Consider the following 11,832-nt stretch of genomic DNA (forward strand, 5'->3'; position numbering starts at 1 on the left):
ATGTTGATTTATCGCCATCAGACAGTGAGCATGTTATGAGCAAACCGGTTATTACCCTTTGGTCCGATTCCGATTTTTTCTCGCCTTATGTTTTGTCCGTTTTCGTGGCGTTGCAGGAAAAAAGCCTGCCGTTCACGCTCAAAACCGTGTCGCTGAACAACGGCGAACATCTTCAGTCAGGCTGGAAAGGCTATGGCCAGACGCGACGCGTACCCTTGCTGGAAATTGACGACTTCCAGCTGAGCGAGTCATCGGCCATTACCGAATATCTTGATGAGCGGTTTGCCCCGCCGCAGTGGGAGAGGCTTTATCCGCATGATATGCAAAAACGCGCCAGAGCGCGGCAGATTCAGGCATGGTTGCGCAGCGACCTGATGCCGATTCGCGAAGAGCGCTCAACGGATGTGGTATTTGCTGGTGTAAAAAAAACGCCATTAACCCGCGCAGGAGAAGCAAGCGCCGCTAAACTGTTTGACACGGCGAGCGCATTACTGGCTCACGGCCAGCAAAATTTGTTTGGTGAATGGTGTATCGCGGATACGGATCTGGCACTGATGCTTAATCGCCTGGTGCTGAATGGAGATGATGTTCCTCAGGCGCTTGCCGACTACGCCGAGTTCCAGTGGCAGCGTTCTTCCGTTCTGCGCTATGTTGCGCTTTCAGCGAAACGCGCAGGCTGAAAACGCGAACGGAATCCATTATGATAGTACGGTTTTCATGTGTGGAGATTTGATAAATGAAGCTGATGTTTGCATCGGATATTCATGGTTCTCTGCCCGCGACCGAACGCGTATTGTCACTCTTTGCACAAAGCGGTGCCCGCTGGTTGGTTATCCTTGGCGATATCCTCTATCACGGGCCGCGAAATGCATTGCCTGAGGGCTACGCACCGGCTCAGGTAGCCGAACGCCTCAACCCGCTGGCGAGCCAGATTATTGCCGTTCGCGGCAACTGCGACAGCGAAGTGGACCAGATGCTGTTGCACTTTCCCATCACCGCGCCCTGGCAGCAGATCCTGACTGAAAATCAGCGTCTGTTTTTGACACATGGTCATCTCTATGGCCCCGATAACCTTCCGCCGCTGGCGGCAGGTGACGTGCTGGTGTCCGGACATACGCATCTTCCGGTAGCAGAGAAGCGCGGCGAGATTTTTCTTTTCAACCCCGGCTCGGTCAGTATCCCGAAAGGCGGAAATGTCGCCAGTTACGGCATGCTGGACGGCGATAAACTGCAAGTTTTCGCACTCAATGATCAACAGGTTATTGCAGAGGTTGTGATTAACCCGTAATTTAGCCGACAAACGTAAAATGCGCCGCAAGAGCGCTCCTGGAGAAACTTTTCTGATGGTCGAGCAGAATCATTTGGCAAGCACGGAATGGGTAGATATCGTCAACGAAGACAATGAAGTAATCGCGCAGGCCAGCCGTGAACAGATGCGGGCTCAGTGTCTGCGTCATCGCGCTACCTACATTGTCGTTCATGACGGTATGGGGAAAATACTGGTGCAGCGTCGCACCGAGACCAAAGATTACCAACCTGGCTTGCTGGATGCGACGGCAGGCGGTGTGGTGCAGTCTGATGAGCAGATGCTCGACTCAGCGCGTCGCGAAGCAGAAGAAGAACTGGGCATTGCTGGCGTGCCGTTTGCCGACCATGGGCAATTTTACTTTGAAGACAAGCACTGCCGCGTCTGGGGAAGCCTGTTTAGCTGCGTTTCTCACGGGCCGTTTGCGTTGCAGGAAGAAGAGGTCAGCGAAGTGTGCTGGCTGACGCCGGAAGAGATCACCGCACGCTGTGATGAATTTACCGCAGATTCACTGAAGGCGCTGGCTCTGTGGATGAGTCGCAATGCGAAGAATCAGTCACACGAGCCGGAAACTGCTGACAAAGAGTAGCGTGCTGAAAATGTGATGGCGTGTTGCGCCCATAAAAAAATCCAGAGGTTAACCCCCTGGATTTTTTTTCGCCCCGGTGACGGGGCGGCAGGCTGTATTAGTCCTGCTGAGCCGACTGAATCGCGGTCAGAGCGATGGTGTAGACGATATCGTCAACCAGCGCGCCACGGGACAGGTCGTTAACCGGTTTGCGCATGCCTTGCAGCATCGGCCCGATGGAGATCAGGTCGGCAGAACGCTGTACCGCTTTGTAGGTGGTGTTACCGGTGTTCAGATCCGGGAAGATGAACACGGTAGCGCGACCTGCAACCGGAGAGTTCGGCGCTTTAGATTTCGCAACGTCAGCCATAACGGCGGCGTCATACTGCAGCGGGCCGTCGATCATCAGGTCAGGACGTTTTTCCTGCGCCAGACGCGTCGCTTCGCGAACTTTCTCTACATCGCTACCTGCACCAGAGGTACCGGTGGAGTAGGAGAGCATCGCAACGCGCGGTTCGATACCGAAAGCTGTTGCGGAATCAGCGGACTGAATTGCGATTTCTGCCAGCTGTTCAGCAGTCGGGTCTGGGTTGATCGCGCAGTCACCGTAAACATAAACCTGTTCCGGCAGCAGCATGAAGAACACAGAGGAAACCAGAGAGCTGCCCGGCGCAGTTTTGATCAGCTGCAGCGGCGGACGGATGGTGTTCGCAGTGGTGTGAACCGCACCGGAAACCAGACCGTCAACGTCGTCCTGTTCCAGCATCAGGGTGCCGAGAACCACGTTGTCTTCCAGCTGTTCGCGGGCAACGGTTTCGGTCATGCCTTTGTTTTTACGCAGTTCGACCAGACGAGCAACATAGCTTTCGCGCACCACATCCGGGTCAACGATTTCTACGCCAGCGCCCAGTTCAACGCCCTGTGCAGCAGCAACACGGTTGATGTCATCCGGGTTACCCAGCAGTACGCAGGTTGCGATACCACGTTCAGCACAGATAGCGGCCGCTTTAACGGTACGCGGTTCGTCGCCTTCCGGCAGAACAACACGTTTGCCCGCTTTACGCGCCAGCTCGGTCAGCTGATAACGGAACGCTGGCGGAGACAGGCGACGGCTGCGCTCGGAGGTCGCGGTCAGAGACTCGATCCAGTCAGCGTTGATGTAGTTAGCAACGTATTCCTGAACTTTCTCAATACGCTCGTGATCGTCAACCGGGACTTCCAGGTTGAAGCTCTGCAGGCTCAGAGAGGTCTGCCAGGTGTTGGTGTTCACCATGAATACCGGCAGGCCGGTCGCAAAGGCACGTTCACACAGTTTGCTGATACGCGCGTCCATTTCATAGCCGCCAGTCAGAACCAGTGCGCCAATCTCTACGCCGTTCATTGCAGCCAGGCAGGCGGCAACCAGAACGTCAGGACGGTCAGCGGAGGTCACCAGCAGTGAACCCGGACGGAAGTGTTCCAGCATGTGCGGAATGCTACGTGCACAGAAGGTCACGGATTTCACGCGGCGAGTGTTGATGTCACCTTCGTTGATGATGGTCGCATTCAGGTGACGCGCCATGTCGATTGCGCGGGTTGCGATCAGATCGAAACTCCACGGAATCGCACCCAGAACCGGCAGAGAGCTGGCAGAGCTCAATTTAGCAGGATCGACTTTAATCACTTTTGCAGTGGTGGAATCGTCGAAGATCTCGGACAGATCCGGGCGAGTACGGCCCTGCTCATCAACCGGGGCATTCAGTTTGTTAACGATAACGCCGGTGATGTTGGTGTTTTTCGCGCCGCCGAAGCTGCTGCGAGTCAGCTCAATGCGTTCGTTGATCTGTTCCTGGGTATCAGTACCCTGAGACATCACAAAGACGATTTCGGCATTCAGCGTTTTAGCAATTTCATAGTTCAGTGACTGGGCAAACTGATGTTTGCGAGTCGGCACCAGACCTTCAACCAGAACCACTTCCGCGTCTTTGGTGTTCGCGTGGTAGTTAGCGATGATCTCTTCCATCAGCACATCTTTCTGATTGCTGGACAGCAGAGACTCAACGTGGCTCATCTTCAGCGGTTCTGCCGCCGGGATAGCAGAGTTCGCACGCACGATAGTGGTGGTCTGATCTGGCGCATCGCCACCGGTACGCGGTTGAGCGATAGGTTTGAAGACGCTCAGACGAACGCCTTTACGTTCCATAGCACGGATGACGCCCAGGCTGACGCTGGTCAGGCCGACGCTGGTTCCGGTAGGAATAAGCATGATAATACGGGACACGGTTTATCCTCTTTTGCTCGTTGCCGCCGATTTTGGCGGGCACAAAACAGCACCGCCAGCATTGCTGGCGGTGTGGAATCAGGCGGTCAGACGGCAGGCGTCTTGCGCGATAACCAGCTCTTCGTTGGTCGGGATCACAACAGCAGGGCGGGTGCCTTCTTTGTTGATGAAGCCAGATTTACCGAAACGAGCAGCCAGGTTACGTTCGTGATCAACTTCAAAGCCCAGAACGCCCAGTTTACCCAGGGAGAGTTCGCGAACCATTGCAGCGTTTTCACCGATACCACCGGTGAAGACAACGGCGTCCAGACGACCGTCCATCAGTGCAGTGTAAGAACCGATGTATTTCGCCAGACGGTGGCAGTAAACGTCCATTGCACGTTTAGCGTCAGCCTTCTCTTTGTAGTTGTCTTCAACATAACGGCAGTCGCTGGTGACTTCGGTCAGACCCAGCAGGCCAGACTCTTTGGTCAGCATTTTGTTGATAGCATCAACGCTCATGCCCAGGGTGTCGTGCAGGTGGAAGATGATAGCCGGGTCGATGTCGCCAGAGCGCGTACCCATCACCAGACCTTCCAGCGGAGTCAGACCCATAGAGGTGTCAACGCATTTGCCGTTACGGATTGCAGAAACAGAACCACCGTTGCCGAGGTGGCAGGTGATGATGTTCAGTTCTTCAACCGGTTTGTTCAGCATTTTGGCCGCTTCCTGAGTCACGAAGAAGTGGCTGGTGCCGTGCGCGCCGTAGCGACGAACGCCGTGCTCTTTGTACAGGCTGTACGGCAGAGCATAGAGGTAAGATTCTTCCGGCATGGTCTGATGGAACGCGGTATCGAATACAGCCACGTTCTTGTCTTTCAGATTCGGGAAGGATTTCAGCGCTTCGGCGATACCGATCAGGTGAGCCGGGTTGTGCAGCGGAGCAAAAGAGGCAGAGTCTTTGATGCCCTGAATGACGGATTCGTCGATAACAACGGAGCTGGTGTACTTCTCGCCGCCGTGTACGATACGGTGACCAATCGCAGTCAGCTGTGCAGACAGTTCTGGTTTTTGTGCCAGAATAGTGTTAACGATAAAGTTCAGCGCTTCACTGTGAGCGGCGCCTGCACCTAAAGCCGCTTCTTGTTTGCTGCCGTCCATTTTCCATTTGATACGTGCTTCAGGAAGATGGAAACATTCGGCCAAACCAGAGAGGTACTCGTCACCGTTCAGTGCATCGATGATGGCAAATTTCAGTGAGGAGCTACCGCAGTTCAGAACCAGTACTAACTTACTCGACATGGAAGTACCTATTTATGATACGTGGCTAAAAAAACGTCAGGAGTCACAAAGCGTAGCGCAGGATGAGACTGACATTTATGATTAACATCATGCCTGAATCGATTTTGAGGCAGGATGGAAGAAATACATATTGATTCTAAGTCATTTTGCATATTTTTCAGCCAATGGCAGAATATGCGATAATTTGACGGACTGGACGAGATAGACTAGCCCTCATCTCAGGCTGGCACAGGATACCCGATTGCAGGGTGTATGCCAAAATGTTTTGAACGTTGTCATACCCAGTTGTGGATTTGCACGAATTTTTTAATTTTTATATGTGAAGTTGAGGTAAGCCATGTCGACGCCCGAAAATCGCTCGGTCAGTTTTTTTAGTTTGTTCCGCCGGGGGCAGCACTACTCTAAGACGTGGCCGCTGGAAAAACGCCTTGCGCCGGTGTTTATCGAAAACCGCGCGATCCGCATCACTCGCTATGCTATCCGCTTTATGCCGCCGGTAGCGGTCTTTACGCTGTGCTGGCAAATTGCCCTGGGTGGGCAACTTGGCCCGGCCGTTGCCACCGCGCTGTTTGCTCTGAGCCTGCCGATGCAGGGGCTATGGTGGTTGGGTAAACGCTCCGTTACGCCGCTACCGCCATCCACCTTGCAATGGTTCTACGACGTGCGTGGCAAATTACAGGAGGCCGGGCAGGCGCTCGCCCCGGTAGAAGGAAAGCCCGATTATCAGGCTCTGGCTGACACGCTTAAGCGCGCCTTCAAACAACTGGATAAAACTTTCCTTGATGATTTGTAATTAACCATCAAAAACGCATATAAAAGAAGACACAACGTTTGTGTCTTTTTTTATGCTGCAAAGCGCAACAGGAGTCGTAAAAATGGAAATGACCCATGCTCAACGTCTGATTTTGTCTAACCAATACAAAATGATGACTATGCTTGATCCCGATAATGCGGAACGCTATCGCCGTCTGCAGACCATCATTGAGCGCGGTTTTGGCCTGCAAATGCGCGAACTGGATCGCGACTTCGGTGAGTTAAAAGAAGAAACCTGCCGCATCGTCATCGACATCATGGAGATGTATCACGCGCTGCACGTTTCATGGACCAATCTGAAAGACGCCGACACTATCGACGAACGTCGCGTTACCTTCCTTGGCTTTGATGCGGCGACCGAAGCCCGCTTCCTGAGCTATGTTCGCTTCATGGTCAATGTTGAAGGTCGCTATACCCATTTTGACGCAGGAACGCACGGCTTTAACGCCCAGACCCCAATGTGGGAAAAATATCAGCGCATGCTTAACGTCTGGCACTCCTGCCCGCGCCAGTATCATTTAAGCAGCAACGAAATTAATCAAATCATCAACGCCTGATGGAGGCGCCTGTGCAGTGTAAAGGTTTTCTGTTTGATCTGGACGGTACGCTGGTAGATTCTCTGCCGGTCGTGGAACGCTCATGGTGCAGTTGGGGCGATCGTTTCGGTATACCGCACGATGAGATCCTCGGTTTTATCCACGGTAAACAAGCGATCACCTCGCTTCGCCACTTTATGCCGGGGCAATCTGAAGAGACGATCCAGGCCGAGTTCACCCGCCTTGAACAGATTGAAGCCAGCGATACGGACGGCGTGGTCGCATTGCCAGGCGCGCTTGAGTTGCTCGAAACGCTGAACGCAAACCACATTCCATGGGCGATAGTGACGTCGGGCTCAATTCCGGTTGCTCATGCGCGCCACAAGGCGGCGGGGCTGCCGATGCCGGAAGTCTTCGTCACCGCCGAGCGCGTGAAACGGGGCAAGCCAGAGCCGGATGCGTATCTGCTGGGCGCGGAGCTGTTAGGGCTCGCCCCGCAGGATTGTACCGTCGTGGAAGATGCGGCGGCGGGCGTGCTCTCCGGTCTGGCGGCAGGGTGTCATGTGATAGCGGTTAACGTGCCAGCAGATGCGCCACGTCTTAATGAAGCCGATTTTGTGCTGACGACGCTTGCTGCGCTCAATATTGCTAAACAGCCTGACGGCATCGTCGATGTCACATTAAAAGCATAATCTTATGATTTGGCCCCGTATTCACGGGGCTTTTTTCTGCCATCATGCCAATACTTATCACTTATCTTTCTGACAAGGATGTGTTTTGAACGGTGAATTGATTTGGGTGCTCTCTCTTCTGGCCACCGCGGTTGTGCTGTTCGCGATGGGCAAAGTGCGCATGGACGCTATCGCACTGTTAGTGATTGTCGCTTTTGTATTAAGCGGTACCTTAACCCTCAGCGAAGCCTTTTCAGGTTTTAGCGATCCCAACGTTATTCTGATTGCCGCCCTGTTTATCATCGGCGATGGCCTGGTGCGTACCGGCGTGGCCACCAAGATGGGGGCGTGGCTGGTGCAGGTTGCTGGCAGCAGCGAAACCAAGATGCTGGTCTATCTGATGCTCACCGTCGCCGGTCTCGGTGCGTTTATGAGCTCAACCGGCGTGGTAGCTATCTTTATTCCCGTTGTGCTTAGCGTGTCGATGCGCATGAATATCTCGCCGTCTCGCCTGATGATGCCGCTCAGTTTTGCCGGGCTTATCAGCGGGATGATGACGCTGGTGGCGACGCCGCCAAACCTGGTCGTCAACAGTGAATTAGTTCGCGAAGGGCTACACGGCTTTGGCTTCTTCAGCGTCACCCCGATAGGTCTGGTCGTGCTGTTGCTCGGTATTGTTTATATGCTGCTGATGCGCTTCATGTTCAAAGGTGAAGACCCGTCATTGTCTCGCGATGGCGGTAAACGCAGCACGTTTCGCGATCTGATTAAAGCTTATCGCCTAACCGGACGCGCGCGCCGTCTGGCGATTCGCCCCGGCTCGCCAATGATTGGCCAGCGACTCGATGACCTGAAGCTGCGTGAACGTTACGGCGCGAACGTTATCGGCGTGGAGCGCTGGCGCCGTTTCCGTCGGGTGATTGTGAATGTGAACGGGGTATCTGAATTCCGCGCCCGCGATGTGTTGCTGATTGATATGTCGGCCGCAGACGTTGATCTGCGTGATTTTTGCGCCGAGCAGATGCTTGAGCCGATGGTGCTGCGCGGTGAATACTTTGCCGATCAGGCGCTGGATGTGGGGATGGCGGAAGTGTCGCTGATCCCGGAATCGGAACTGCTGGGGAAAACGGTGCGCGAAATCGCGTTTCGTACCCGTTATGGTCTGAACGTCGTGGGGATGAAACGTAACGGCGAAGCGCTGGACGGCTCGGTGGTAGACATCCCACTGGAACTTGGCGATATCGTGCTGGTGGTAGGGAACTGGAAACTCATCAATCAGCTGGCGCAGAAAGGGCGCGATTTCGTGGTGCTTAATCTTCCGGTTGAAGTGAGCGACGCCTCGCCCGCTCATAGCCAGGCGCCGCATGCGATTTTCTGTCTGGTACTGATGGTGGCCCTCATGCTGACAGATGAAATTCCTAACCCGATTGCGGCGATTATTGCCTGCCTGCTGATGGGGAAATTCCGCTGTATTGATGCGCAAAGCGCCTATAAATCCATTCACTGGCCGAGCATCATTTTGATTGTGGGGATGATGCCGTTCGCATTGGCGCTGCAAAAAACCGGCGGCGTTGATTTAGTGGTGAAAGGGCTGATGGATATCGGTGGCGGGCAGGGGCCTTACCTGATGCTGGGCTGTCTGTTTGTGATGTGCGCGACTATCGGGTTGTTTATTTCCAACACAGCAACGGCGGTATTGATGGCACCGATTGCGCTGGCGGCAGCGAAATCGATGGGGGTTTCACCTTATCCGTTCGCCATGGTAGTAGCGATGGCGGCCTCGGCAGCCTTTATGACGCCGGTATCATCACCGGTGAACACGCTGGTGTTGGGGCCGGGAAAATATAGCTTCAGCGATTTTGTGAAAATTGGCGTACCGTTTACCATTCTGGTGATGATTGTCAGCGTGCTGCTGATACCGGTATTGTTTCCGTTTTGAGTGGCGATAAAGCCGGATGACGGCTTCGCCTTATCCGGCCTGCGTGGGTTGATAATGTTGGATGCACCTGTAGGCCGGATAAGCGCCAGCGCCATCCGGCAACAACAGACCGCACTACAGCGGTGAGTCAGTACTGATCTCGTCCAGCGACAAATGGAAGCTCGGCACAAACACCTCCATAAAGTAGTCCATCTCTTCGCTACGCCGTTCTGACAGTGTTTTCTCCAGCCGACCTTTTGCCAGCAAAAACTCGTTATTCCCGGCCGATAACTCTTCCAGGCATTTCAAATACGCGCACAACGCATCGGCCTGTTTAACAATAGATTTCTCTTCGTCGCTGTACTGATGTTCATCAATCAGCGGCGCAAAAATATCCTGCAACTCGTCCGGCACCATCTCAACCAGTTTCTGCTGCGCAATCTTCTCGATAGCCTTATATTCCTGGGCGATTTGTGAGTTGAAGTATTTCACCGGTGTCGGTAAATCGCCGGTCAGGACTTCTGATGCATCGTGGTACATCGCCAGCAGTGCAATACGCTCGGCATTGACCTGTCCACCAAATTTGCGGTTCTTAATCGCGGCCAGCGCATGGGCAACCATCGCCACCTGCAAACTGTGTTCAGAGACGTTTTCCGTGCGCACATTGCGCATCAATGGCCAGCGGTTGATTAACTTCAGGCGGGAGAGGTGGGCAAAAAAATGACTCTGATTCATAGCGACCCTTACTCGGTAACATCAGTAAAGGTCATTGTGCGCTGAGATGCGGGCCGGATGCAAATCCGGCCAACGTCTTACGCCTGACGGTAACCTGAGAGGAAGCGACCAAAGCGGGTAATCGACATCTCCAGATCGTCGATGCGCGGCAGCGTGACGATACGCACATGGTCCGGCCACGGCCAGTTAAACGCCGTTCCCTGAACCAGCAGCACTTTTTCCTGTAACAGGAAATCAAGCACCATTTTCTGATCATCGTGAATGTTAAAGCGTTTAGCATCGATTTTCGGGAACATATAGAGCGCGCCGTTCGGCTTCACGCACGAGACGCCAGGGATCTCGTTGATCAGTTCCCACGCGCGGTTACGCTGCTCATACAAGCGACCACCAGGTACGATAAATTCGCTGATACTCTGATACCCGCCCAGCGCCGTCTGGATGGCATGCTGCGCCGGTACGTTGGCGCACAGGCGCATTGAGGCCAGCATTTCCAGCCCTTCAATATACCCTTTCGCATGTTTTTTCGGCCCGTTCAGGACCATCCAGCCCTGACGGAAGCCCGCCACGCGATAGGTTTTTGACAGGCCGTTAAAGGTCACGGTCAGTAAGTCTGGGGCCAGCGCGGCGATAGAGTGGTGCTGGGCGTGATCGTAGAGGATCTTATCGTAGATTTCGTCAGCGAAGATGATCAGGTTGTGTTCGCGGGCAAGCTCGACGATTTCCAGCAGCAGCTCTTTGGAATAGACCGCCCCGGTTGGGTTGTTTGGGTTGATAATCACAATGCCACGGGTTCGCGGGGTGATTTTGGCGCGAATATCGTCGAGATCCGGGAACCAGCCGGCAGATTCGTCGCACAGATAATGCACCGCATTGCCGCCGGAAAGTGAGACGGCTGCTGTCCATAGCGGGTAATCCGGTGCCGGCACCAGCATCTCATCGCCGCTGTTCAGCAATGCCTGCATGGCCTGCACAATCAGTTCAGATACGCCATTGCCGATATAAATATCTTCTACCGTCACGTCGCGCATGCCGCGCGCCTGGTAGTGTTGCATAATAGCTTTACGGGCGGAATAGAGACCTTTGGAGTCGCAATAACCTTGCGCTGTTGGCAGGTTGCGGATCACATCGACCAGAATTTCATCCGGCGCGTCAAACCCAAAGGGGGCCGGGTTGCCGATGTTAAGCTTGAGAACTTTGTTGCCTTCTTCTTCAAGACGTTTGGCCTCTTTCAGAACCGGGCCACGGATGTCGTAACAGACGTTGTCTAACTTGCTGGATTTTTCGATGGGAGACATGAACCTTTAACCTTTTAGCTGTTATCGCCACTCCCAGCCATGGAAGTCAGCTCGGAATAATGTACTCCGCATCACCGCTGTTTTGAAGGGTCAACAGGAGAAGATTTTGTCATTTTAAATGTTACAGCACATTCTTTTTAACTATAATCCAGCGAAATTACTGATTATATGTGTTGGTAATTTACGGTTTTATAGCTTCTTGTGTTGTGTGGTTGTTGGTTTTCAGTGGTTGTGACTGATTAAAAACAAAACAGTTAAGTCAGACGAAAAAAAGTGTCGAGATATACTTTAGCAATGCTTTAGTAATATTAATTGTGAATGAATTCATCAAACATATACATCATGACTAATACATTTCTCTGTGAATTCAATGTTAATCATTGTTAATGAACCGCTCTGAGGGTCATTAATGTTTTATTTTAAATTGCAAAGTAATCATTAAGAATTGT

At 53.2% G+C, this 11,832-nt stretch carries 11 protein-coding genes; 7 read left to right on the top strand and 4 right to left on the bottom strand.

Translation table 11 applies throughout. The features are described 5' to 3' along the window. Positions 1–35: 35 nt before the first annotated feature. From yfcF to yfcD, 3 genes are read left to right on the top strand one after another with little or no spacing between them, the layout of a single operon-like run. Positions 36–680, top strand: coding sequence for a glutathione transferase (yfcF, locus tag NMC31_RS11405; RefSeq protein WP_253897981.1), 645 nt, complete (start codon positions 36–38; stop codon positions 678–680). Between the two features lie 56 nt (positions 681–736). Beyond that, positions 737–1,288 (top strand): phosphodiesterase, encoded by a 552-nt coding sequence (gene yfcE, locus NMC31_RS11410; protein ID WP_015963641.1) that lies wholly within the window; start codon positions 737–739, stop codon positions 1,286–1,288. 55 nt (positions 1,289–1,343) lie between these two features. After that, positions 1,344–1,895 (top strand): NUDIX hydrolase YfcD, encoded by a 552-nt coding sequence (gene yfcD / locus NMC31_RS11415; RefSeq protein WP_015963642.1) that lies wholly within the window; start codon positions 1,344–1,346, stop codon positions 1,893–1,895. A gap of 97 nt (positions 1,896–1,992) precedes the next feature. On the opposite strand, the gene pta is transcribed toward yfcD, so the two are convergent. Together pta and ackA are read right to left on the bottom strand one after the other, a co-directional pair. Then, positions 1,993–4,134, bottom strand: coding sequence for a phosphate acetyltransferase (gene pta, locus NMC31_RS11420; RefSeq protein WP_149462006.1), 2,142 nt, complete (start codon positions 4,132–4,134; stop codon positions 1,993–1,995). A gap of 78 nt (positions 4,135–4,212) precedes the next feature. Next, positions 4,213–5,415: an acetate kinase gene (gene ackA / locus NMC31_RS11425; protein ID WP_015963644.1), complete on the bottom strand. Its 1,203-nt coding sequence runs from the start codon at positions 5,413–5,415 to the stop codon at positions 4,213–4,215. A gap of 337 nt (positions 5,416–5,752) precedes the next feature. On the opposite strand from ackA, the gene yfbV reads away from it, so the two are divergent. From yfbV to NMC31_RS11445, 4 genes are all read left to right on the top strand, one after another. Next, a complete protein-coding gene (yfbV, locus tag NMC31_RS11430) occupies positions 5,753–6,208 on the top strand; it encodes a terminus macrodomain insulation protein YfbV (protein WP_149462007.1) in 456 nt (151 codons plus the stop codon). 82 nt (positions 6,209–6,290) lie between these two features. After that, positions 6,291–6,785, top strand: coding sequence for a YfbU family protein (locus NMC31_RS11435; protein ID WP_149462008.1), 495 nt, complete (start codon positions 6,291–6,293; stop codon positions 6,783–6,785). Positions 6,786–6,796: 11 nt separating this feature from the next. After that, a complete protein-coding gene (locus NMC31_RS11440) occupies positions 6,797–7,456 on the top strand; it encodes a sugar phosphatase (RefSeq protein WP_253897982.1) in 660 nt (219 codons plus the stop codon). 85 nt (positions 7,457–7,541) lie between these two features. Further along, entirely contained in the window at positions 7,542–9,374 is a 1,833-nt protein-coding gene (locus NMC31_RS11445) for an SLC13 family permease (RefSeq protein ID WP_253897983.1), read from the top strand. A 114-nt stretch (positions 9,375–9,488) separates the two neighbouring features. On the opposite strand, the gene yfbR is transcribed toward NMC31_RS11445, so the two are convergent. Further along, positions 9,489–10,088, bottom strand: a complete 600-nt coding sequence (gene yfbR / locus NMC31_RS11450; RefSeq protein ID WP_253897984.1) for a 5'-deoxynucleotidase — start codon at positions 10,086–10,088, stop codon at positions 9,489–9,491. Positions 10,089–10,165: 77 nt separating this feature from the next. Next, positions 10,166–11,383: an alanine transaminase AlaA gene (alaA, locus tag NMC31_RS11455; RefSeq protein ID WP_015963650.1), complete on the bottom strand. Its 1,218-nt coding sequence runs from the start codon at positions 11,381–11,383 to the stop codon at positions 10,166–10,168. Positions 11,384–11,832: the final 449 nt, after the last annotated feature.

This window comes from Pseudocitrobacter vendiensis (assembly GCF_943590815.1).
Lineage (GTDB): Bacteria > Pseudomonadota > Gammaproteobacteria > Enterobacterales > Enterobacteriaceae > Pseudocitrobacter > Pseudocitrobacter vendiensis.